19 protein-coding genes, 8 pseudogenes and 1 riboswitch are annotated in these 23362 nt (G+C 62.7%); of the genes and pseudogenes, 22 read left to right on the top strand and 5 right to left on the bottom strand.

Annotated elements, in window-relative coordinates; translation table 11 throughout:
* Positions 1-53 precede the first annotated feature (53 nt).
* The 3 genes and pseudogenes from H9L15_RS00980 to proB form a co-directional block, all read right to left on the bottom strand.
* Positions 54-1255: pseudogene (locus H9L15_RS00980) on the bottom strand (glutamate-5-semialdehyde dehydrogenase).
* A 23-nt stretch (positions 1256-1278) separates the two neighbouring features.
* On the bottom strand, positions 1279-1740 hold the full coding sequence (locus H9L15_RS16550; RefSeq protein ID WP_223276377.1) for a PUA domain-containing protein: 462 nt from the start codon (positions 1738-1740) through the stop codon (positions 1279-1281).
* Positions 1741-1751: 11 nt separating this feature from the next.
* Positions 1752-2423 (bottom strand): glutamate 5-kinase, encoded by a 672-nt coding sequence (proB, locus tag H9L15_RS16545; RefSeq protein WP_223276376.1) that lies wholly within the window; start codon positions 2421-2423, stop codon positions 1752-1754.
* Positions 2424-2684: 261 nt separating this feature from the next.
* Here proB and H9L15_RS19985 point away from each other — a divergent pair, with 261 nt between their 5' ends.
* The 21 genes and pseudogenes from H9L15_RS19985 to H9L15_RS00880 all read left to right on the top strand — a co-directional run bounded on the left by H9L15_RS19985 (position 2685) and on the right by H9L15_RS00880 (position 21353).
* Complete coding sequence (locus H9L15_RS19985; RefSeq protein ID WP_187714867.1) at positions 2685-3317, top strand: chorismate mutase; 633 nt, start codon at positions 2685-2687, stop codon at positions 3315-3317.
* Positions 3224-4522 carry a 3-deoxy-7-phosphoheptulonate synthase gene (locus H9L15_RS00965; protein ID WP_187715732.1) on the top strand — a complete coding sequence of 433 codons (1299 nt, stop codon included), beginning with the start codon at positions 3224-3226 and terminating at the stop codon, positions 4520-4522. The genes H9L15_RS19985 and H9L15_RS00965 overlap by 94 nt, the downstream gene beginning before the upstream one ends.
* Before the next feature lie 74 nt (positions 4523-4596).
* The gene (gene aroA / locus H9L15_RS00960; RefSeq protein ID WP_317617554.1) at positions 4597-5706 is read left to right on the top strand and encodes a 3-phosphoshikimate 1-carboxyvinyltransferase; all 1110 of its coding nucleotides are present in this window, start codon (positions 4597-4599) and stop codon (positions 5704-5706) included.
* A complete protein-coding gene (locus tag H9L15_RS19280; protein ID WP_317617553.1) occupies positions 5703-5828 on the top strand; it encodes a hypothetical protein in 126 nt (41 codons plus the stop codon). Before aroA ends, H9L15_RS19280 begins: the two co-directional genes overlap by 4 nt.
* A gap of 43 nt (positions 5829-5871) precedes the next feature.
* A complete protein-coding gene (locus H9L15_RS00955) occupies positions 5872-6354 on the top strand; it encodes a prephenate dehydratase domain-containing protein (RefSeq protein WP_187714866.1) in 483 nt (160 codons plus the stop codon).
* Positions 6351-7409 (top strand): chorismate synthase, encoded by a 1059-nt coding sequence (gene aroC / locus H9L15_RS00950; protein ID WP_187714865.1) that lies wholly within the window; start codon positions 6351-6353, stop codon positions 7407-7409. Before H9L15_RS00955 ends, aroC begins: the two co-directional genes overlap by 4 nt.
* Positions 7410-7413: 4 nt before the next feature.
* Positions 7414-8406 (top strand): annotated as a pseudogene (gene aroB, locus H9L15_RS00945) (3-dehydroquinate synthase); the annotation flags it as partial.
* Positions 8407-8455: 49 nt separating this feature from the next.
* Positions 8456-8716 (top strand): annotated as a pseudogene (locus H9L15_RS00940) (hypothetical protein); the annotation flags it as partial.
* Between the two features lie 238 nt (positions 8717-8954).
* Complete coding sequence (locus H9L15_RS00935; RefSeq protein ID WP_223276602.1) at positions 8955-9356, top strand: hypothetical protein; 402 nt, start codon at positions 8955-8957, stop codon at positions 9354-9356.
* Positions 9353-10126 (top strand): annotated as a pseudogene (gene phhA / locus H9L15_RS00930) (phenylalanine 4-monooxygenase); the annotation flags it as partial. The gene H9L15_RS00935 and the pseudogene phhA, both read left to right, overlap by 4 nt.
* Positions 10127-10226: 100 nt before the next feature.
* A pseudogene (locus H9L15_RS00925) lies at positions 10227-11137 on the top strand (prephenate/arogenate dehydrogenase family protein).
* A gap of 130 nt (positions 11138-11267) precedes the next feature.
* Complete coding sequence (locus H9L15_RS00920) at positions 11268-11918, top strand: GntR family transcriptional regulator (protein ID WP_262984854.1); 651 nt, start codon at positions 11268-11270, stop codon at positions 11916-11918.
* A gap of 59 nt (positions 11919-11977) precedes the next feature.
* Positions 11978-12099, top strand: a riboswitch (SAM-I-IV-variant riboswitch).
* Positions 12068-12622, top strand: a pseudogene (locus H9L15_RS19980) (alpha/beta fold hydrolase); the annotation flags it as partial. Its footprint overlaps the riboswitch before it by 32 nt.
* A 265-nt stretch (positions 12623-12887) precedes the next feature.
* Positions 12888-13151, top strand: a complete 264-nt coding sequence (locus tag H9L15_RS16535) for an alpha/beta hydrolase family protein (RefSeq protein ID WP_223276734.1) — start codon at positions 12888-12890, stop codon at positions 13149-13151.
* Entirely contained in the window at positions 13148-14308 is a 1161-nt protein-coding gene (locus H9L15_RS00910; RefSeq protein WP_187714862.1) for a trans-sulfuration enzyme family protein, read from the top strand. The genes H9L15_RS16535 and H9L15_RS00910 overlap by 4 nt, the downstream gene beginning before the upstream one ends.
* Positions 14309-14533: 225 nt before the next feature.
* Complete coding sequence (locus H9L15_RS00905) at positions 14534-15106, top strand: TorF family putative porin (protein WP_262984853.1); 573 nt, start codon at positions 14534-14536, stop codon at positions 15104-15106.
* A 133-nt stretch (positions 15107-15239) separates the two neighbouring features.
* Complete coding sequence (locus tag H9L15_RS00900; protein ID WP_187714861.1) at positions 15240-15578, top strand: P-II family nitrogen regulator; 339 nt, start codon at positions 15240-15242, stop codon at positions 15576-15578.
* Between the two features lie 14 nt (positions 15579-15592).
* A complete protein-coding gene (locus H9L15_RS00895) occupies positions 15593-16939 on the top strand; it encodes an ammonium transporter (protein WP_187714860.1) in 1347 nt (448 codons plus the stop codon).
* A 94-nt stretch (positions 16940-17033) separates the two neighbouring features.
* Positions 17034-19751 (top strand): annotated as a pseudogene (gene ppc, locus H9L15_RS00890) (phosphoenolpyruvate carboxylase).
* 203 nt (positions 19752-19954) lie between these two features.
* Complete coding sequence (locus H9L15_RS00885; RefSeq protein WP_187714859.1) at positions 19955-20836, top strand: LysR substrate-binding domain-containing protein; 882 nt, start codon at positions 19955-19957, stop codon at positions 20834-20836.
* 274 nt (positions 20837-21110) lie between these two features.
* Positions 21111-21353: an ACT domain-containing protein gene (locus tag H9L15_RS00880; RefSeq protein WP_187714858.1), complete on the top strand. Its 243-nt coding sequence runs from the start codon at positions 21111-21113 to the stop codon at positions 21351-21353.
* A gap of 4 nt (positions 21354-21357) precedes the next feature.
* Here H9L15_RS00880 and H9L15_RS00875 read toward each other — a convergent pair.
* Positions 21358-21623: pseudogene (locus H9L15_RS00875) on the bottom strand (chorismate mutase).
* 188 nt (positions 21624-21811) lie between these two features.
* On the opposite strand from H9L15_RS00875, the gene H9L15_RS00870 reads away from it, so the two are divergent.
* On the top strand, positions 21812-22045 hold the full coding sequence (locus H9L15_RS00870; protein WP_187714857.1) for an acyl carrier protein: 234 nt from the start codon (positions 21812-21814) through the stop codon (positions 22043-22045).
* On the opposite strand, the gene H9L15_RS00865 is transcribed toward H9L15_RS00870, so the two are convergent.
* Positions 21963-23339, bottom strand: a complete 1377-nt coding sequence (locus H9L15_RS00865) for a hypothetical protein (RefSeq protein WP_187714856.1) — start codon at positions 23337-23339, stop codon at positions 21963-21965. The two genes, H9L15_RS00870 and H9L15_RS00865, sit on opposite strands and share 83 nt — an antisense overlap.
* Between the last annotated feature and the right edge of the window lie 23 nt (positions 23340-23362).

Raw genomic sequence — 23362 nt, 5'->3', positions numbered from 1 at the left:
GTGACCTAACTCCTAACTGTGGATCCAGAGAAGGCACCGCGGCGGGATCCCGATCAGGGGCGTATCTGGCCCGTTCCGCGGACCTGATACTTGAAAGTCGTCAGCTGCTCGGGCCCGACCGGACCGCGAGCGTGAAGCTTCCCCGTCGCAATGCCGATTTCCGCACCGAACCCGAATTCACCGCCGTCAGCGAACTGGGTCGATGCGTTCCAAAGGACGATGGCGCTGTCGACGCGATCGAGGAAATGCTCGGCGGCCTCGGCATCCTCGGCGATGATCGCTTCGGTATGACCGGTCCCGTAGCGGCGGATGTGATCGACTGCTTCGTCGACACCTGAAACCGTCTTCACCGCGAGGACGGGTTCAAGATATTCGGCATGCCAGTCCGCGTCGCTGGCCGCGGCCATCGGCACGATTGCTCGCGCGGTTTCATCTCCGCGAAGCTCACACCCTCCCAGCGCCTCTGCGATGCTCGGAAGCAGTCGGGAGCGACATCGCTGTCGATCAGCAAGGTCTCGGTGGCGCCGCAAACACTGACCCGCCGCAGCTTGGCGTTGCGGACGATTTCCGCGGCCATTTTCGGATCTGCCGAGACGTGAACATAGGTGTGGCAAACGCCTTCCAGGTGCCCAAGCACAGGCACACGAGCTTCGTTCTGTACACGCTCGACAAGCGCCCTGCCGCCACGAGGGATGAGGAGATCGATCGAACCGTTCAGCCCTTCGAGCATGAACCCAACGGCGGAACGGTCGGGGTCGGTACGACCTGGACGGATCCGGTCGGCAAGCCAGCTTCGGAAAGAGCCTCGGCAATCGCTTCCCCGATCGCCAGCGAGCTTCGCAGGGCCTCCGATCCCGACCGCAGGATGACGGCATTCCCGGACCGCAGACAAATCGCTGCCGCATCGGCGGTCACGTTTGGCCTGCTCTCGTAGATCATGCCGATTACCCGATCGGCGTGCGAATGCGCGAAATCTCCAAGCCGTTGGGGCGCGTCCATTGCTCGATGACTGCGCCAACCGGATCCGGCAGATGGGCGATGGCCTCGACCGCTTGCGCCATCGCTTCGACGCGTTCGGGGTGAGCAGCAACCTGTCCACGAGGGCCGTGGCATCGGCGACGTCTGCCGCGTTTGCCGCCAAGATGCTCTCGGAGTGGTCGCGAATGCGTCCCGCGATTGTGCGAATGGCCCCGCTGCGCTGTTCGGCAGGCGCACCGCGAAGGACGTCGGCGGCGTCTCGGGCATTGCGACCCATCGCTGCGATCTGTTCATGGATGCTCACATCAGCACCAGGTCATTGCGATGGATGAGCTCGTCAGGACCGGAGTAGCCGAGATGAGCTTCGAACTCGCTGCTCGGACGACCCAGGATCGCCTGAGTTTCTGACGACGTATAGGCGGTGATGCCCCGGGCAACTTCCTGGCCCTCCGATCCAAGGACGCGCAGGCAAACGCCGCGTTCGAACGTGCCCTCGACTGCCTTCACCCCGGCCGGGAGAAGGCTTCTGCCGGCCGATAGCGCGGCCATTGCCCCCGCATCGACGCTGACACTTCCTGCCGGGACAAGAGTGCCTGCGATCCATTGCTTGTAGGCGCGCGCGGGCGACCCTTTCGCATCGATGACGGTTGCGCGACCGCCATCGCCAAGCGCGCGGAGCGGATGCCCTCCGCGTCCCGAAGCGATGACGGTCGCGCAGCCGAAACTCTGGGCGATCCGCGCTGCGGCGATCTTCGTCCGCATGCCGCCCGAGCCTAGCCCGGCGCCGGAAGCCCTCCCGCCCAGGCCTCGACCTCGCCGGTGATGACGGAGATGTGTGGCATATGTTCTGCCGACGGGTCTCGCGACGGGTCGCCGGTGTAGACGCCATCGACGTCCGAGAGGAGGATGAGCAGGTCCGCCTGGATCATCTGCGCGACTCTTGCCGACAGCCGGTCGTTGTCGCCGTAGCGAAGTTCCTCGGTCGCCACAGTGTCGTTCTCGTTCACGACCGGAATGGCTCCGTTCCCGAGCAGCACTTCCATGGTCGCCCTGGCATTGAGCCAACGCCGGCGCGATTCCGTGTCATCGAGAGTCAGCAACAGCTGCGCCGTCGGGATCCCAAATTGCGCGAGTGCTTTGTCCCAGGCCTGCATCAGCAGCGGCTGGCCTGCCGCTGCGGCTGCCTGCTTGAGGGCGAGCTTCGGCGAACGCTTGAGAGACAAGTGTTGCCGACCAAGGGCTACGGCCCCGGAGGAGACCAGGGCGACTTGTTTGCCTGCGCTCCGCAATTTTGCGACGTCGCTCCCCAATCGCGAGAGCCATTCACTCCGGATCCCATTGCCGCCGGGCTCCACAAGCAGCGACGAGCCCACCTTGACGGTGATCCGGCGCGCGGCCTCGATCAGTGCGGAGGGCCGCACGAAAGCCTCTTCGAGTTCGGGCATGGCGGCGGCTCTTATCAGGTTCCGGACCTTCGACAATGCGTTGAAAGGGATCCCATATTGACATGTCCGTCGCCTTTCGCCAGCCTTAAGGGGATGACCATCACGGCGAACAGCAACGGTTCGGACTTCGCGACGTCGCTTCGTGGTTGGCGCTTTTTTGTCTCGTTTACGGGCCGGTACGCCTACGGGCGGCCGGAGATTTTGCAGACGCACTGACCCGTAAACCGCCGCACCGATAAGCGGCACAAGAACGAGACCAACGTGACCCAGGAACAACTGCAGGACCTCGCTGCGCTGCGAGGAAATCTGGACCGGATCGACGACCAGATCCTCGACCTGATCGAGCAACGGCTAGCGGCGTCCGCCGATATTGCGGCGCGCAAGGATGCCGAAGGCGATCGCCACCTGAAGATTCGGCCGAAGCGTCAGGTGCAGATCCTCGATCGGCTGAAGGATCGGTCCGATCGCGCTGCGCCGATGCTGATCGAGCAGGTCTGGCGCGAGATTATGGCCCACAGTCTTCAGGCGCAGGCCATGACCGACCTCGTCCTGGCCCGTCCGACAATCCGGAACTGCTGGAGGCGCGCGTTCGCGCCCATTTCGGCTCGGCGGCATCGGTTCGCTGGGCGGCGAGCGAGGCACACGCCATTCGTGCGGCGCTCGCAGGCGAAGCGATCGCCATCGTCACGGAATCCATCCCGGAGACCGAGGGCGAGCTCAGGGTCTTTGACGTACTCCAGTCGGAAGATGGCCGAAATGTCGCTTTTGCGGTGGGTCGCGTATCCGCCGAGAATGTCGCGATTCAGGCAAAATCGCCGGCGGAGGCCAAAGCTCATCAACCGAAATCCGATTGGACGCCCGGGGCCTGGCGATCGCGTCCGGCCGAGCAGCTGATTGACTATCCCGATCCCGAGGCGCTTTCGCGTGTCGAGCGCCGGCTTGCCGGTTCGGAACCTCTCGTCGAGGTCGCGGACATCATTCACCTGCGGGCAGCGCTCGCAAGGGTCGCGAATGGTGAGGCGATCATCATGCAGGGCGGCGACTGCGCGGAAAGCTTCGCGGAGTTCGATGCCGACAAAGTCCGGGTAACCTACAACCTACTGTTGCGCATGGGTGCGATCGTCCGGGCAGCCGGGAGCGATGTTGTCCACCTCGCACGGATTGCCGGACAATTTGCGAAGCCACGTTCGTCACCCGTCGAGACGATCGGCGAGGTCACGCTTCCGAGCTACAGGGGCGACGCCGTAAACGGCCCGGCTTTCACTTCTCTGGCTCGTGTTCCCGATCCGAAGCGGCTCCTCGATGCTCATCGTCAGGCGCAGGTGACCATCGAATTGCTGCAGGCCTACGCATCCGCGTCCTACGCGGACCTGCCGCGAGTCCATCGCGAAGTCGGATTGAAGGAGCCTCCGCGTCCGATCTCGATGTTCACGAGCCATGAAGCCTTGCTTCTCAACTACGAACAGGCGCTTACCCGTTTCGACGAAGCGAGCGAGCAATGGTGGGCGACGTCCGGTCACATGTTGTGGATCGGCGACCGGACCCGACAACTGGATGGCGCTCATGTCGAGTTCGCTCGCGGCGTCGGCAATCCTGTCGGACTGAAGTGTGGTCCAAGCATCAACGCCGACGATTTCCTCCGCCTGATGGACCGTATCGATCCCGACAATCTGCCCGGGAAGCTCGTCCTGATCGGCCGCTTCGGTGCCGACAAGGTCGCGGAGCACCTCCCGGAGCTGATGCGCATAACTTGCCGCGAAGGCCGTAAGGTGATCTGGAGCATTGATCCGATGCACGGCAACACGCGGACCGTGGAGGGTCTCAAGACCCGCATGGTCGGCGATATCGTGAAGGAAGTCCGGACTTTCTTCGAGATCGCCGAGGCCGAGGGCGTCCACGGAGGCGGCATCCACCTGGAGATGACGGGGTCGGACGTGACAGAGTGCCTCGGCGGCAGCATCAACCTAGCCCGCGAGGATCTAGGCCGCAGGTACCTCACGCATTGCGATCCGCGCCTCAACGAAGCCCAGGCGCTAGACGTCGCCCACGCCGTTGCAGCGATGGTGGCGGATCAGGCTAAGCGCGCCAACGCTGCATGACCATGGTGGCCGAAATCGAAGCGCGGGACTGTCTCACTGCCAGTCGTTCCGGCCCCTTGCGGGGGGAAATTCAAATGCCTGGCGACAAGTCGATGTCGCACCGGGCATTGATCCTCGGCGGAATGGCCGATGGCGTCACGCGCATTCGCGGCTTGCTGGAAGGCGACGACGTGTTGCGGACGGCAGTCGCCGTCGGTGCGCTGGGCGCTGGAACGGAGCGCGTCGGTCCCGGGGAATGGATCGTGCGCGGGGCGAAATGGCAGTCTCCGGCCGCTCCGATCGATTGCGGTAACAGCGGCACGGCTGCACGCCTGTTGATGGGCGCTGTGGCCGGCTTTCCAATAAGCGCAACGTTCACGGGCGACGCGTCGCTGAGCAGTCGTCCGATGGAGCGAGTCCTTGGGCCGCTCAGGAGCATGGGCGCGCGGACGGAGGGAAGCACGCTTCCTCTGACCATCCACGGCGGCGGCCTGACGGGCATCCGCTTCATGAACGAGAAGGCATCTGCCCAGGTCAAATCCGCCATACTGCTCGCCGGCCTGCGGGCCGACGGCGAGGTCGATGTAATCGAGCCTGCTCCGAGCCGCGACCACACCGAGAACATGCTCCGCCAATTCGGCTGCGAGGTGGTGACCGAGCGGAGCAGGATCGCTTTGGGGCAACACCGCTCACTAATCGGAACGGATGTGACGATAGCCGGAGACCCGTCGTCGGCAGCCTTTCCGATTGTCGCTGCGCTAATTGTCCCAGGTTCTCAGGTGACCGTTCGCAACGTCATGTTGAACCCGCTCCGGGCCGGCCTGCTGATCACGCTGCGTGAGATGGGTGCAGGAATTCAGGTCAAGAACGAACGAATCGAGGGTGGCGAGCCGGTAGCGGATTTAGCCGTGGCGACGTCGTCGCTCAGCGGCGTCGAAGTCCCAGCGCACCGAGCTCCGTCGATGATCGACGAATATCCAATTCTGGCAGTCGCGGCCGCTTTCGCTGAAGGTCGGACTGTGATGCACGGGCTCGCCGAGTTGAGGGTCAAAGAGAGTGACCGGCTTGCGGCGATCGTTGCCGGCCTGCTGGAATGCGGTGTGGAAGCGCGGGAAGAAGGCGACAGCCTCATCGTCGAAGGGCGCGGCGCGCCTCCGAGGGCGGCGGTAACGTACAGGCTCATCACGATCATCGCATCGCGATGAGCTTTTTGGTGATGGGCCTTGCGGCGCAGCAGCCGATCGGGGTGGACAGCGCGGACATGATCGCCACCAGTTTTCCCGACTTCGTTCCGCTCATGCAATCGCTCGGCGCGAGCATCTCGTGACGGTCGCGTATTCCGGAGCTGAAGGGGCGTTTGCCCACGAGGCTTGCTTGCGGTTTGTCCCGAGCATGAGCCGATCGCGCTGCCCACTTTTTCGGATGTCGTCGACGCCGTGGAGAGCGGCAGCGTAGACCTCGGAATGCTCCCGATCGCCAACAATGCTGCCGGTGAAACAGGAGCCCGCGAACTCGTCGAAAAGGCTGGCCTGGTCACGGTTGAAGAGCATAGCCTGCCCGTGCGGATGCATCTGCTTGGGATGCCTTCCGCGAAGCTCGAGCAAATCCGCACGGTCGTCAGCCACCCGGTTGCGCTCCTGCAATGCACCCAAACGCTTTCGGAAATGGGCGTGAGGACAGAAGAGACTTCGAACACCGCCGTCGCCGCGAAGATGCTGACGAACCCCGATCGCGGCGTGCTTGCGTCCAAGGCGGCTGCCGACCTCTATGGTCTCACAATCCTACGGCGGGACGTCCACGATCGCCCCGACAATGCGACCCGGTTTGCGATCGTTGCGCGAGGTGAGAGATGAGCCTCAACACCTTCGGGCGGGTGTTGCGCGTGACGACCTGGGGCGAAAGTCACGGGCCGGCGATCGGTGCGGTCATCGACGGCTGCCCTCCAGGGATCGAGGTGTCCGAAGCGGACATCCAGCCGTGGCTGGACAAAAGGCGCCCGGGTGCGAGCCGCTTCACGACCCAGCGCCGTGAAAGCGACCAGGTCCGCATTCTGTCCGGAACGTTCGAAGGACGCACGACAGGCACTCCGATCAGCCTGCTGATCGAGAATGAGGATCCGCGTTCGAAGGACTATTCGGATGTGTCGAAGGCCTATCGCCCCGGCCACGCCGATTACACGTATGATGCGAAGTACGGGTTCCGGGACTGGCGGGGTGGGGGACGAAGTTCCGCTCGCGAGACGGCTGTGCGAGTTGCGGCAGGCGCAGTAGCGCGGCTGATCGTACCGGACGTGAGCATCCGCGGGTACCTTGTCGAGCTTGGCGGGGACGCGATCGACCGGGAAGCGTTCGACGCCGAATCGATCGATTCGAACCCGTTGAATTGCCCTGATCCGGCCGCAGCCGTGCGGTGGGAGCGGAAGATCGATGAAGCTCGCAAGGCCGGCTCATCGCTCGGTGCGATTGTGGAATGCGTAGCGGACGGCGTGCCTGCCGGCTGGGGTGCGCCGATCTACGGCAAGCTCGACGCAGAGCTCGCGGCCGCGATGATGTCGATCAATGCAGCCAAGGGTGTCGAGATCGGCGATGGATTCGCTGCGGCGCGCTTGCGCGGTGAGGATAATGCCGATGCCATGCGTGCGGGCCCGACCTTCCTTTCGAACCACGCTGGCGGCATTCTTGGTGGGATTTCTAGCGGGCAGCCCGTTGTCGTTCGGGTGGCTTTCAAGCCCACGTCGTCGATTCTGACGCCCGTTCCAACCATCGACAGCGATGGTCAGGAAACGGAGATCGTGACCAAGGGTCGCCACGACCCCTGTGTCGGTATTCGTGCAGTTCAGGTGGTCGAAGCGATGATGGCGCTCGTTCTTGCGGACCAGATGCTGCTGCATCGGGCGCAGTGCGGTTGACCTCATGAAGACGATTCGGGTCGCGCTGGGCGGCCGCAGCTACGAAATCCTGATCGAACGGGGCCTGGTCGATCGCCTGTCCGGGCATCTTGAGCCGATGGCTCGCGACGGCCGCCTGCTCGTGATTAGTGACGAAATTGTCTGGGACTTGCTGGGTGACCGGTTCCAGGCGGGGCTCGGGTCGACCAGGGCCGTTCCGATCGTCATCCCGGCAGGCGAGGCGAGCAAGAGCTGGGCGGGGCTGTCTTCCGTAATCGACCAGCTGATCGAGAACGGTGTCGAGCGCACCGATCATGTAGTCGCATTCGGCGGCGGAGTGGTCGGCGACCTCGCTGGCTTCGCGGCTGCGATCGTCAATCGCGGATGCAATTTCGTTCAAGTGCCGACCACATTGCTGGCGCAAGTCGACAGCAGCGTGGGCGGAAAGACCGCAATCAATGTCCCGGCGGGCAAGAACCTCGTTGGGGCTTTCCACCAACCGGCGCTGGTGATCGTCGATCCGTCGCTGCTCGACAGTCTTGACCCGCGACAGGTGCGGGCCGGCTACGCCGAGGTCGTCAAATATGCCCTGATCGAGGATCCCGAATTCTTCGAGTGGCTCGAAAGAAATGGGCCGGCCGTGCTCGACGGCGAAGCGGAAGCGCGAACCCATGCCATCGCGGTGGCAATCGCTGGCAAGGCGCGGGTCGTTGAAGAAGACGAGGTCGAGACGAAGGGGCGCCGTGCGCTCCTGAACCTCGGGCACACCTTCGGGCATGCGCTTGAGGCGGCTACGGGCTTTTCGGACCGGCTGCTTCACGGCGAGGCGGTGGCTCTCGGGTGCGTGCTGGCATTTGCATTCTCGGCCGAACGCGGACTCTGCGGTCCGGACGATGCACGCAGAGTTCGCGAGCATTTCCGATCCGCTGGTCTGCCGACGACGCTGGCCGAGGTCGAAATGCAGGGACGTGGAGAAGAACTCGCCGCGAATATGGAGCGCGACAAGAAGCATGCCGCTGGGCGAACGACCTTCATCCTGACTCGCGGTATCGGCAAGGCGTTCGTCGATGGGACCGTCGATATGGGGACGTTGCCGCTTTCCTGGACGAAGCGCCATGAGGGCCCCTTTTGCGGAAGTCATCGGCGATCCGATCGCTCAATCGAAGTCGCCGATCATTCACAAGTTCTGGCTTCAGCAACTTGGGATCGACGCGGATTATCGAGCAACGCAGGTCCAGCCGACCGAGCTCGAGCCGTTCCTCGCAGACCGTCGCAACAACCCCGACTGGCTGGGCTGCAACGTGACGATCCCGCACAAGGTCGACGTGATCCCTGCCCTCGATGAGATCTCAGCTTCGGCAGCCCAAGTCGGCGCCGTGAACTGCATCGAAAGGAGGCGAGCGGGCGGCTTGGAGAAGCTTGTCGGCCACAACACGGATCTCGACGGGATCGAGGCCGCGCTAGATACTCTCGATCTCGCTGGAAAGTCGGCCGCATTGATCGGTGCGGGGGAGGGCGCGAGCCGTTGTCGCCTATCTCGCCGACCGCGGCGCAGCAAGGATTTCAGTGGTTGCGCGCGATCCTGGGCGTTCCGAAGCACTGCGGAGCCTTGCTCCTTCAACGACCATGAAGTTCGTGCAGATCGTGGACGCCGAACAGGCGTTCGAAGGCGCGGCGGCGATTATCAATGCGAGCCCGCTCGGAATGGTCGGCGCCGAACCGATGCCGGACATGTTGGTCGACGCGGTCGGGCGACATGCCGCCGCGGCGACGATATTCGATCTCGTTACCACGCCGATCGAAACCGCATTCCTTGTAGCGGGTCGCGCCGGCGGAGGCTTGCCAGTGGATGGCCTGACCATGCTCGTAGGCCAGGCCGCCCGGGCATTCGAACTGTTCTTTGGAGCTCGTCCGCCCGCACCGGGCAAAGAGCTTCGCAACCTTCTCATTCCCAAGGGAAACCAATGAGCCATCCGCGTACCTTGCTGGAGCCGAGCCGGCATCAACACCGCGCTCCGGCGGGCGCCGAGCCGCCCGAAGGTGCCGCCAGCGACTGGACCGTGCCCCAGCACTGGGAAGAGCTGACGGACGAGGACCACTGGGTCTGGAACACCCTTTTTGCGCGCCAGAAGACCTTGCTGCACGACAAGGTGGTCCGGGCGCTGGAAGACGGCCTCGACATCCTCAACCTGTCGCATCCGGGTGTTCCGAACTTCGAAGAGCTGAACGAGAAGCTGGGTGCGCGGACAGGGTGGACGATCGTCGCGGTCCCAAGCGTGATTCCGGACGACGTCTTCTTCGAGCATCTCGCCAGCCGCCGCTTTCCGGCCGGCAACTTCATGCGAACTGCCAAGCAGATGGATTATCTCGGCGAACCGGACGTGTTCCACGATGTGTTCGGCCATGTGCCGCTGCTGGCTCAGCCGGCTGTCGCGGATTTCATGGTCGAGCTCGGCAAGCTGGGACTCAAGGCGGTCGAGCTAGGCGAGATCGAGCGCGTTGCGCGTCTCTATTGGTACACGATCGAATGCGGGCTGGCCCGCGAGGATGGACGGACGAAGATTTACGGCGCGGGCATCGTGTCGAGCTTCGGTGAAACCCACTACAGCCTGGATAGTCCGCGGCCTCACCGTCTCAAGTTCGACCTGAAGCGGGTGTTGCGGACGCGGTATCGCCCGGACGAATTCCAGAAGACCTATTTCGTGATCGACCGGTTCGAAGATGTCCTTGATATTGTCCGTGAGAATGATTTCGAGGCTGTCTGCGCCGAACTTGAGAGCCAGTCGGATATCGATCCCAAGGTCGCCAGACCGGACGAGGTGTTCGGGCGTGACCTCCATTTCGCCGCCATTTCAGAGTGTTACCGTGATCGGCCTTGGCTTGATCGGGTCCTCCATCGCGCGTTCAGTTCGCGAGGCGATGCCGGGTGTGAGACTGAATGGGTTCGACGTGAGCGCGGACGTTTGCGACCGGGCCGCTTCATTGCAGTTGGTCGACCTTCTTGCTGAAGGCTCTGAGGCGGCTGTTTCCGGCGCGGACCTCGTAATTCTTTGCGTTCCCGTCGGAGCCATGGCCGAGGCGGCGATCTCCATCGCTCCCCACCTCCGTCCCGGCACGATCGTCACCGATGTCGGGTCGGCAAAGGGTTGATCGCGAGGGAAATCCGGGCGGCTCTCCCTGACGCTGTCGTCATCCCGGCTCATCCGATTGCAGGGACCGAGAACAGCGGTCCGGAAGCGGGCTTTGCGGGCCTCTTCCGCAATCGCTGGTGTATTCTGACTCCTGAGGACTCCACCGATCCAGCCGACATTGCCAGGCTCGTTAGCTTCTGGGACGCGCTTGGCGCGCGCGTCGAAATCATGGACGCGGCGCGTCACGATCTGGTCCTGGCGATTACCAGCCATTTGCCGCACCTCATTGCCTTCACGATCGTCGGGACTGCGTCGCACCTGGAGGCCGTGACCGAAGGGGAAGTCATCAAATATTCGGCCGGCGGGTTCCGCGATTTCACTCGGATCGCCGCATCCAATCCGGTGATGTGGCGCGATGTGTTCCTCGCTAACCAAGAGGCCGTTCTCGACGTTCTGGGTCGGTTTCTCGCCGATCTGGGCAGCCTCGAGAATGCCATTCGCGAAGCTGATGGCCCGGCGCTGTTCGATTGGTTCAGCCGAACCGGCGCGATCCGCAGGGCAATCATCTACGAAGGCCAGGACGTTGCAGCTCCCGATTTCGGGCGACAGAAACAGTGAGCTTGGAGCTTCGGGCCATAGACTGGACTTCTCCCCTCCGGCTATGAGTGACGGCGAGAGAGGGGAGCTATCTCATGGATCCAATCAAGAGCGGCGTGTGGACAGTCGAGTAGCCCAACGAATTCGGGAATTGATTGTCGAAGGAATCCTTCCGCCCGGCAAGCGCGTAGCGGAGGCTGCGATTGCCGAGCGCCTCGGTGTTTCGAGAACGCCGGTTCGGAATGCGCTTCCGGCGCTTGCAAGCGAGGGACTGCTCGAACCTGCCGGAAAGCGGGGATATGCGGTTCGGAACTTCACGGTTGAGGACAGTTACAGGGCTACTGAAATCCGCTGTGTCCTGGAAGGCTACGCCGCTCGCGAGCTAGCCTCTCGCGAAGATCGCGGGACGATTGTCGAGGAGTTGCGGGACACGCTCGCGCAAGGCGACGCGATTTTCGCCAAGGGTCATGTCGTCAAGAATGACGAGAATGCCTACGCGGACATGAACATGCGCTTTCACGACTTGATTGTCAGCGGCGCTCAGGACCCTTTGCTCGGCGACCTCATTCATCGGGTCTATTCGATACCGTTCGTCGCACCCAACGTCGTGGCCTTCAATCGCATTCCGCTAGACGAGATTTATCCCATCCTTCTCTCAGGACATTACCAGCATCACGCGATCGTAGACGCCATTGATGGTGGTCAGCCGGATGTTGCCGAATCGCTCATGCGCGGTCATTCAAGTCCGGCCCGGCGGAGCCTCGGCCTCGAGGGCGGAACGCCTGGCGAAGCCAACTTATAACTTGACGTTAAGCTGCGCTGCAGCATAGTTTGGGATCCAACGTGGCTCTTCTGGGCCGCGGGAAGCATCAAGAGTGGGCTGGCGGCCAAAAGGCCAACGACCCACGCCAACCTGCCCTCCCGGGCAAGGTGGCAGTCCCGAGCGGGGCGATGCGGCCGAAAGGGCAACGAAGCGGGCTCAATAGGCAGTGTCACCCGGCTCCCGAAGGAAGGGTTATGGAGCTGTCTGTACTGCCGTGTCTCGACACATCGAATGCGCAAGAGGTGACCTCTGAAGGCCGAGGTCCATCGACGTCGCGCCCGCTTCTGACGGTGTTCGATGTTCCTGTGCCGCCCGATCTCCGGCGGTTTGGCGACACCGTTCGCGCCTCGGCGCTCGGCAATCCCTCCAATCCCCCCATTGTCGTCCTCGGCGGTATTTCGGCTAACGGCTTTCCTTCGCTGACGCCGGAGGGTTCTGCAGGCTGGTGGTCGAACCTTATCGGCCAGGGGCAATCGATTGACCCTCGCGGCTTCTACATCGTCGGCGTCGATTTCGCGGCCGACGATAGCGGAACGTCCGCCCCGACTACGGCTGAGCAGGCGAGGGTTCTCGCCGCGGCCCTGGACTCGATCGGGATCGATCGTCCAGCAGCAATACTTGGTGCCTCATATGGCGCGATGGTTGGCCTGGCTTTGGCCGAGGCGGAGCCGGACCGCGTTTCGCGCCTGGTAATCGTGTCTGCTGCGGAAAGGCCGCATCCCACCAGTACCGCAGCACGCGAACTTCAGCGGAGAGTCGTTGCCCTGGGCCAAGCCGCTGGCTGCGGCGAAGAGGCACTGTCCATCGCGCGCGGACTGGCGATGCTGACCTACCGCACACCGGCGGAATTCCAGGAAAGGTTTGAGGGAGGAATCGCCGATGACGGCGTCCTCTCCGGATCTGAGCCGGGGCCTATTTACGCTCGCGGGACAGGCTTTCTGCTCAGTTATGTGCCCGGGTCGCTTCCTGAGCCTTTCGGCCTCGATCGACCGGCACGATGTCGACCCGACGAAGATCCAGGTGCCGTGTCTGATCATCGGCGCAGAAAGCGATCAGCTTGTCTTTGCCGAACAGCTCCGGACGCTGGCAGAGCGGCTCGGTGACCTCGCTCAGCTCCATTTGCTCGACTCCCTGTACGGCCATGACATGTTCCTGAAGGAAGCAGAGCGCGTCGGATCGCTGATCGCGCCTTTTGTGGCCGGCGAGGAATGAGCAAGCCGAAGAAGCCGTGCACGATTGTCGCGGCGGCGCACCCGGATCTGGACCCCGCCTACCGCAGCGTCGGACCGGCGATCTGGCCAACGGACACGTTCGAATGGGCCAGCCCCGCCGAAAAGCCGGCCTTCGATTATTCGCGCACGGTCAATCCCAACCGAGCGATGCTCATCCGAACCTTGTCCGAGCTCGAGGGCGCCGCGGGTGGCGTAGTCACGAACAGTGGGCAAGCGGCGGCACTACTCGCGTTCCTGCGCTTACCCGCTGGCGCCCGCGTAATTGCGCCTCACGACTGCTACGGCGGCACCTATCGGCTGCTCGAAGCTTTGGAGCGTCAGTGCAAGATCCGGTGCACGTTTGTCGATCAAACAAACGACGCGGCGTTCGATAGAGCGATCGAGGATGAATTCGCGCTGCTGTGGATCGAGACGCCAAGCAATCCGCTAATGCGGATCACCGACATCCGAAGGCGGGCTGCAGCAGCGAGGTCGCGCGGCGCGCTTACGATTGCCGATAACACGTTGCTTTCGCCACTTCGCCAGCGGCCGCTCGATCTTGGCTGCGACCTTGTCTGTCATTCGACGACCAAGGTTCTTAATGGTCATGCCGACCTGTTCGGCGGCGCACTTCTCGCGAGTGATCCGGCAATGGTTGAAGAGCTGGAGTGGTGGTCGAACGCCGGGGGATTGAACGGCTCCGCGTTTGACTCGTCCCAGATCGTGCGCGGGCTTCGGACGTTGCCGCTGCGAATCGATCGGCAGGAAGCGACCGCGACCCGAATCGCGGAATGGCTCGCTGAACGACCGGAGGTGAAGGCGGTGTACTATCCTGGGCTCGATTCATCGGACGGCGCAGAGCTTGTTGCAGCGCAACAGTTCGGGCCCGGATTCATGCTCAGCTTCGAACTTCGTGGAGGTAAGCCGGTTGCCGACCGATTCGTCGGCGCCCTCGACTTGATCACGCTTGCATCTTCGCTCGGCGGATTTTCGACTTTGATCTGTACTCCTTCGACCATGACTCATCGTGGGATGCCGGTTGAGGCTCAGGAGAAAGCGGGCATCTCTGCCGACCTATTGCGCCTGTCCGTAGGTCTCGAAGACCCAGACGATCTGATCGCGGATTTGAACCGCGGATTCACCCGTTTGGGATCCTAATTCTTTCAGATTCCGAACGCCTGAATCTGTGCGCGTGCTCACACTTATGTGAGCGTTAACATTTCGCGTTGTGCACTGCAGCAAGAATGTGTCCATTTTGTTGCAGCAGACGCGGCGCGGGGAAACGCTGCCGAAGCTGGGAGAGAGGCCACCACTTCTGGGAGGATCCTCATGTCAGGTTTCGTTCGAGTATCGTGTTACGTTGCTGCGTTGCTCTCTATTTCCATGGCTGCCCCTGCGGCGGCTGAGGACCTGGGCGGCGGATTCACTGTCAACGGCGGCGCAACCGTCGTTTCCGATTACCGCTTTCGCGGCATTTCGCAGACCGACAAGAGGTTCGCCATCCAGGGGACTTTCACGGTCGGGCACAGCTCCGGCGTTTACGGATCCGTGTGGGGCTCATCGATTGACGATTACGTCGCGGCGGGCGCTGATGCAGAGCTCGACCTGATCTTCGGCTACAAGAAGACGTTCGGATCGACCACGATCGATGGCGGTCTCCTTTATTACTATTATCCAGGTTCGGGCGGCGCCAACACCGACTTCGCCGAGCCTTACCTGAAGATCAGCCAGGCGATGGGCGCTGCGACGCTTACAGGCACCATCGCCTATGCTCCGAAGCAGAAGGCACTGACCGTCGGTAACGGCAAGGAAGACAACCTCTATCTCGCCGGCGACCTGGGGTACGCCATTCCGAAGACTCCGGTCAGCCTGACCGCGCACTTCGGTCACAGCTTCGGTCCGAGCTATCTGACCATCGGCGACGGCTATTCCGACTGGAGCCTGGGGCGACCGTAACGCACAAGAACCTGTCGGCGGGCATCTCCTACGTCGACACCAACAAGTCTCTGTACAGCCCGAGCGGCCGCAACATCAGCAAGGCTGGCGTGGTGGCAACTCTCGGCGTGGCATTCTGAGGGGGGAGCGCTGAATGAAACTGGTTCTAGCGATCATCAAGCCGCACAAGCTCGATGAGGTGAAGGAGTCGCTGCAAGACGTCGGCGTCGCCGGGATCACGGTCACGGAAGTGAAGGGCTTCGGCCGTCAGAAAGGCCACACCGAGCTTTATCGTGGCGCCGAGTACGTCATCGATTTCGTGCCCAAGATCAAACTCGAAATCGTCGTCGAGGACTCGCTTGCCGAGCATGTCGTCGAAGCGATCAGCAGCGCCGCGCGCACGGGCTCGATCGGCGACGGCAAGATCTTCGTCCTGGACGTGGAGCAGGCGCTCCGCATCCGCACCGGCGACGTCGGCGCCGACGCGCTTTGAGAGGGGTGAATTCCATGAAGCTTGTTCAAAAGTCAGCCGTCGCCGCCTCGGCGATGGCGCTAAGCATGCTCGCGGCCATGCCCGCCTGGGCGCAGGACGCCGCTGCCGCCGCCGCTCCGGCGGCTCCGACCGTCGACAAGGGCGATACCGCCTGGATGATGACTTCGACGGTGCTGGTCCTGATGATGATCCTGCCGGGTCTCGCATTGTTCTACGGCGGCCTGACCCGCGCCAAGAACATGCTTTCGACGATGACGCAGATTGGTGCCGTCGCGGCGATCGCGATCCTCGTCTGGGTGTGCTGGGGTTACACAATGGCATTCGGCGACGGAGGCAACGCCTTCATTTCCGGGTTCGGAAAGCTCTTCCTGGCGAGTGTCACGAGCGAGTCCACGTCGGCGACCTTCACCGACAGCGTCGCCATTCCGGAATATGTCTTCATCTGCTTCCAGATGACCTTTGCGGCGATCACCGTCGCGCTGGTCCTGGGCAGCGTCGTTGAACGGATGAAGTTCGCGGCCACCTGTGTCTTTGCGCTGATCTGGCTGACGATCGTGTACTTCCCAATTGCGCATATGGTCTGGGCGGCTGGCGGCTTGTTCTTTGAGATGGGCGCGCTGGATTTCGCGGGTGGCACGGTCGTTCACATTAACGCGGGCGTCTCCGCGCTCGTTGCCGCGGTGATCCTCGGCAAGCGAGTCGGCTATCCGAACGAGCCCATGCTCCCGCATTCGATGACGCTCACCAGTGTCGGCACTGGCCTGCTGTGGGTTGGCTGGTTCGGGTTCAACGCGGGCTCTGCGCTGGAAGCGAATGGATCGGCGGGGCTGGCGATGATCAACACGTTCGTTGCAACCGCCTCGGCGGCTTTGGCGTGGATGCTTGTCGAGAGGCTTGCCGGTCACCGTCCGTCGGCGCTCGGCTTCTGCTCGGGCGTTATCGCCGGGCTCGTTGCCGTCACTCCGGCGGCGGGCAATAGCGGGCCGTTCGGCGCCATCGTGCTTGGCGCGGTCGCATCAGTCGTCTGCTACCTCGCCGTCGCGAAGTTGAAGCCGAAACTCGGCTACGACGACTCCCTGGATGCTTTCGGTATCCATGGGATCGGCGGCATGATCGGAGCGCTCGGCACCGGCATCGTCTATTCGCCTGCGCTCGGAGGCCCGGGCGGCGCGGATTATGCGATTGGCGGACAGATGGTCACCCAGTTCCTGACCGTCGCGACCACCATCGCTTGGGCCGCAATCGGAACGGCCATCGCAATCTACGTCGCCAAGGCTGTGACCGGATTGCGCGTGGCACCTGACGCCGAGCGTGAGGGCCTCGACGTCAACGAGCATGGGGAACGGGCGTACAATTACTGATCCGAGGCGTGCTCAGCAGTTGTGGCGGGTCGGCACGCAAGTGCCGGCCCGTTCGTTGCCATCAGGGAAGATTAGGGCGTAGCTGAGCCAGACGATGACAACGGTCGCTGAACAGGACTCGAAAGTCGCTTCCGTCGCGAAGGGCGCCCGGTCGGTCGAACAGAATCCCGACATCCGCTTTCTTGGCCGCATCCTCGGCGACGTCATTCGCCGCTTCGGTGGTGACACTTTATTCCGCCGGATTGAATATATCCGCTCAACGTCCGTGGACCGGTATCGCGGAGTTATCGCCGACGACGACGCAGTTGACCCTGGCCTTGCGGCCCTCAGCCAGGATGAGGCGCTCGATTTCGTCCGCGGTTTCATGCTCTTTTCGATGCTCGCGAACCTCGCCGAAGACCGGCAGGCGGAAGCTGCCGAGCCGGATGCGACGCTGGCGGAAGCTCTGGAGATCCTGAAGGTGCAGGGCACCGGTCAGGAGCAGATCGCCGAACTTCTCGCAAACGGCCTGATCATGCCCGTGCTGACGGCGCACCCCACGGAAGTGCGTCGCAAGAGCATGATCGACCACAAGAATCGCATCGCCGAACTCATGCGATTGCGTGACGAGGGGCGTTCGGAGACCCTCGACGGAGAGCGTGTCGAAGAGGCACTTGCCCGCCAGGTCGCCTTCCTTTGGCTGACCCGGCCGCTGCGGCGCGAGCGACTGTTCGTCGCCGACGAGGTCGAGACCGCGGTCTCCTACATGCGAGACATCTTTCTGCCGGTGTTGCCGCGGCTGTACGGACGCTGGGAGGGGTGCTTGGTCAGAGGCCCCGAGCTTCCTCCGGCTCGGCACCTGGATTGGCGGCGATCGCGACGGCAATCCCAACGTCACCGTCGAAACTCTGCGCCTAGCGCTGGGCCGCTCGTGCGAGACAATCCTGCTTCACTATCTCGATCAGGTCCACGCGCTCGGCGCGGAGCTGTCGATTTCCGCGGAATTGGCGGACGTGACTCCCGAGCTGCGAGTGCTCGCCGATCGCTCTCACGACGCATCGCCCGCGCGAGCGGATGAGCCCTATCGTAGAGCCATCAGCGGCATCTACGCGCGGCTCGCTGCGACCTATCATGCAAACAGGGGCAAGGACCCCCGAGACCTTCGCGGCTCGAAGCCGAGCCGTACGAAGCACCGGCCGAGTTCTCCGGCGAGCTGAAGGCCGTCGTCGATGCGCTTGCCAGCGAAGGCAACGGACTGTTGTCCGCTCATGCGCCGCTACGAAGGCTCATTCGAACGGTTGAGACTTTCGGCTTCCACCTGGCGACACTGGACCTTCGCCAGAATTCCAACGTCCACGAAAAGGTGGTCGCCGAGCTGCTCGCCACGGCGGGCGTTGAGCCCGATTACCTGGCCTTGTCGGAAGAGGAGCGGGTCGATCTCTTGCGCAAGGAACTCGGATCGGAGCGCCTGCTGTCGAGCCCGTTTTTGAGCTATTCCGACCAGACGCAGTCTGAACTTGCGATCATGCGCGGCGCTGCCGAGGCACATGCGCTGTTTGGGCCGGCCGCCATCGAGTACCATGTGATCTCCAAGACGGAGCAGCTATCGGATCTGCTTGAGGTTCACGTCCTGCTCAAGGAGGCGGGCCTGTGGAGCGCGAGCAGTGCTCCGCACGCGGACATCTTGGCGGTTCCGCTGTTTGAGACGATCGCCGACCTTGAACGGGCTCCGGAAGTCGTCCGCAGGTGGCTCGAGTTGCCGGAAATCATGACGGCGGTCTCAGAGCGCGGGCACGCCGAAGTGATGATCGGCTACTCGGACTCCAACAAGGACGGCGGTTATCTCACATCGGTCTGGAGCCTCTACAAGGGAAGCGAGGCGCTTGCGGCGGTTTTCGCGGACGCGGGCGTGCATATGCAGCTTTTCCACGGTCGCGGCGGTGCAGTCGGCCGAGGCGGCGGATCGAGCTTCGGAGCGATTCGCGCTCAGTCGAAGGCCACAGTCCAGGGCCGCATTCGCATCACCGAGCAGGGCGAAGTCATCGCCGCAAAATATGCGACGCCGGATATCGCCGCTGCAAACCTCGAGGCGATGACGGCGGCGACCGTACTCGCCTCACTGGAACAGGACCAGCTCTCCGAAGCAGATCGGCGCCGCTTCGCTCAAGTGATGGATGGTCTCTCCGCCGTCTCGTTCTCGGAATATCGGAGCCTAGTCTACGACGAACCCGGCTTTCCAACGTTCTTCCGACAGATGACTCCGCTTTCGGAGATCGCGACGCTGAATATCGGATCGCGCCCCGCCAGTCGCACCAAGTCCGACCGGATCGAAGACCTTCGGGCGATTCCCTGGGTATTCAGCTGGGCCCAGGCCCGCGTGATGCTGCCCGGATGGTATGGCGTCGGCTCGGCGGCGTCAGCCGCGCAGGATCTGGGTGCGTTACGTGAAATGTTCGCAGCCTGGCCGTTCTTCCGGACCTCGCTCGACAATATCGCGATGGTCCTGGCCAAGTCCGACATCGCAATCAGTGCCCGTTACGCCGAGCTGGTTGAGGACGAACAGGCAAGAGCACATTTGTTCGGCCGGATCCGCGACGAGTGGCATCGTACCCATGATGCGCTGCTTGAGATCACTGGCGAAACGAGCCTTCTTGAGCGAAGCCCGCAGCTCCGGAACTCGATCCGATTGCGTCTGCCCTATATCGAGCCGCTCAACCATCTGCAGATCGAGCTCATGCGCCGCTTTCGGTCGGGCGAGACCGACCAGAAGGTTCAGGATGGTATTCACCTGACCATCAACGCCATCGCGACCGCGCTACGAAACTCCGGCTGATCGCGGTTGCGAATTGTGCATATGCGAATGCACTCTTCGCAATTGCAGCAATGGTCTTCCTAACCCACAAAGAGCGGGCCGGTAACGCGGTCCTCTCCTACGTTACCAGGGCCTTCCACTCTCTCTCCCCGGAAGGCCCTTTTTTCTTGCCCAGATCAGAACAAGCAGCATAATGCTGCGCTGCACAAGGCTGGAGTGGCGCATTGCGAAGGCTTCCACCGTTGGGATCGATCCAGGCCTTCGTCCACGCGGCGCGGTTGGGCTCGATCAAGGCGGCCGCGGACTCGCTTGCACTTTCGTCCCCGGCGCTGACCCGGCGTATCCAGTCGCTTGAACAATTCATCGGCACGTCGCTGTTCGAGCGTCAGAGCAACTCGGTTCACCTCAATGCGCGTGGCAAGGCGTTCCTGGCCGACATCGAACCGCACATTGAAGCACTGTCTTCCGCCGTTGCGAGGGTAGGCGAGACCGAGCGCATGCGGATTCGGATCGCGGTTCCCTCGCTTTTCGCCTCGCAGCGGCTGATGCCGCTCTTGCCAGAGTTGCGACACCGTCACCCCGAGCTGTCAATCGACGTCGATACGGGGGCCGATCGCATTGCTCGCCTGGGCGAAGGTTTGGATGCCGCGATCGCGATCACCGACAAGGTCGACGAGAAGCTGTACTCGCGGATGCTTGAACGCGGCAGCATCGTGGCGATCGGCTCGCGCGACCTGCTCGACGTCGTGCGGACGCCCGCCGACCTCCGCAACGTTCAGATCCTGCTTCACCGCGACTTGCCCAAGGGATTTGACGCCTGGCGAACATCGATCGGTATGCCTGAGCTGGAGCCGGCGGAAATCAGCTATTTCGACGCCGGTCAGCTGATCCTTGACGCCGCTGCCGGCGGCTTGGGGATCGCTTTCATGCTCGACAGCCATCTCAAGGCATCGAACGACAGCCGGTTGGTGCAATTCTTCGGACGGTCGGCCGTCAGCCCCTACGCCTACTGGTTTGCGTGCAATCGCCAGGGTCTTGATCGCAAGCCGATCCGGATCTTCCACAATTGGCTTTTCGAGCAGATCGCGGTCGATGCGGCGGCGTGATTGCGTAGCACGCACTCGACAAGCGGCCTGATTGGCGACACCTTGCGTCTCAAAGGAGTAGGATTCGCGTGATCACTGTTGGCACATTGCTGACCCACAAAGCTCGCGTCTCTGCGTCCTTCGCAGCAGCGGCACTCGTAATCGTACGTCTCCATTCCGGAGCGGGAGTGACCTCTGACTAGCTGAACGAAGCAACATCAAGAGATCCAAGACCCCGCTCCGGGACCCGGAGCGGGGTTTTTTATTGTCTGCAATTCAAAGGAGGAAAAGGCCAATGTGCCATATGTCCGTCGAGATCGATCAATCGATCCACCCCGTTGCGCCGGTTCTGAGCGCGGTCGAGGATAGCGGCTTCTACCTGCGCTCAATCAGGGTCGTTCCCTGCGCGCGTTCAAGGCTGGCTTCCGTTTACCTCAGTCTTGGGGGCGGCTCGAAGTCGGACCTCCAGCACCTGCTCGCGAACGTTCGGCAGCTTCCGGGCGTTCTCACCACCGAAAGCACGATCCCGCCCGTTTAGTAGTTCAGCGAGCGTCGAATTTTTCAAATTCGTATGCGATCGAGCCTTCGATCAGGAGATCGTAGAGTTGCGCAACGAGCTCGGGAGGCGCTCCGACCTCCTCGGCGCGTCGGCGGACGTGGGCGATGACGGCCGCCTTGCGTTCCTCATCGCGGACGTCCCCCGGTTGCGCTTGATCCGGGCGGCGGCTTCCATGAGGCGGAAACGAGAGCCTAGGAGGCCTACGACTTGCTCGTCGATCTCATCGACGCTGGCCCGGACGTCTTCCATCGTGCGACATTGGTCTGCTGGTATCATGCCGCCCCCTAGCGAGCCCAGCCCGTTGAACAACCAGCAAATGTTTTCGTGACAAGTTCGCGGGCGCCGTGAATATTTCGCGCCGCACCATTGTCGTTCGCAGTTGCAACATGGGTGTGTTCGGGCAATCCTCGGCGCAGCGTTAAGTCGTTGGAGACAAGATGCGGACCGATGTGGCGAAGGCACTGATTGCCGAGCATCTCGCGATCGACTTGAAGTCGGTCCGCAACGAGGCGCCGTTCTCGGCGCTCGGCGCGGACTCCCTCGACATGGTTGAACTCGCGATGCGGTTCGAGAATGAGCTGAATATCCTTATCGAGGACGATGAGAGCGAAGCCTGCGTGACGGTTGGCGATGCTCTGGCACTCCTCGAGCGGAAGGTGCAGCTCGCCTAGGTTCCCGTTCCGGGCTCAAGTCCTCAAGTTTTTCCAGTCGTTGCGCGAAGTTGGCGAGCCGGGCGCGCAGGCGGCGGTTCCTCGCGGTCTCGTTGCGGCGGTCTCTCTCTCGCTGCCTCGAAGCGAGGAGAGCGTGGCGTAGGGCCGGAGCTATGGCTTCGAGGGCAGCGACGTCGTCCTTTCCGTAAGCTGTCCCATCCGGACGAGGTCCGATCAGCAACGAGCCCTGTCGTCCTCCAAACGGGCAGCGGAGCGGCAAATCGAGGCTGAATTCCGCGGCGCTGCCAGCGACCTCCTTCAACGTTATGCCGTCTCCGGCGATCGGCTGGTCGCTAAGCACCAGGGCCGCACTCATCGCGTGAAGCGCGTTTCGGACCCGGGGAAGGACGGCCTCGCCAACCTGACGGGGCGTCCATGACAAGGGTGCTTCGGCCAGCAGATCTGGCAATTGCTCTCTGAGCTCGACAAGGTCGCGTTGAAACCGCCGCTCGGCCCACTTGCTGATGCGTTCGTTGAGCGGAGCCAGCAGGACCGCAGCGACCGCTGCCGCCATAGCGCCGGAAACCTGGCCAATCCCGGACCCGAGATACTGCTGCCCGAGGTTTTCGATCAGTGACTCGCTTCCGGCGAAGACCGCAACCAGCATAACGGTCAGAACGGCGTAGCCCGCCGACCGGCTGATGACCGTCTCTGCGTCGTAGAGACGGTAACGCAGGAGCGGGACAAGGAATCCCAGCGCGACGAAGACGATCCCGAGCTGGAACATGGCTTCGAAGGCAAGGCGCGGCCCATTAAGGGCGGCTCCAGCGCGGGCGCCTAGGATCAGGCCGATGCCGGTCACTAGGCCGAATGCGACCCACTTCAGCTGTAATTGGAGGGTATCGCTGCTGGTGGTCCGATACCTTTGAATCAGAGACGCGATCGCACCGAGGACGCAACCGATTGCGAGTGGCAGGAAGATTGATGTTCCAAGCAGCCCCAGGACTTCGGCGGTTCCGATGAGGAAGACGCTTGCGCTCGCCACGGCGACTGCCCGCGTCCAGCGCGGTCGCCATCTTCCGGACGGGAAGAGTAGAAGTGCCCAAGCGAACAGCAGGAAGCGCAGGCGTTCGAGAAGCATCGGCCAGACTTCAGCTGACGTGAAGTCGATGCTGCTGGTGATAGTCCAGCACAGGAGGGCGAGTGCGAGGATGGCCGCGACCGGATCGCGCTGACGGCGCCAGATCAGGACGATCGCGACAGCGATCAGGACTGCCGATTTTACCAGTCTGATGCCGAGCACCAGCGGCTGCATTGAACCTGCTGGCAGCGTTGTAG

Source organism: Sphingomonas daechungensis (assembly GCF_014489495.1).
In the GTDB taxonomy this organism is placed as follows: Bacteria; Pseudomonadota; Alphaproteobacteria; order Sphingomonadales; family Sphingomonadaceae; genus Sphingomicrobium; species Sphingomicrobium daechungense.
This window is presented reverse-complemented; position numbering and strand designations above follow the sequence as displayed.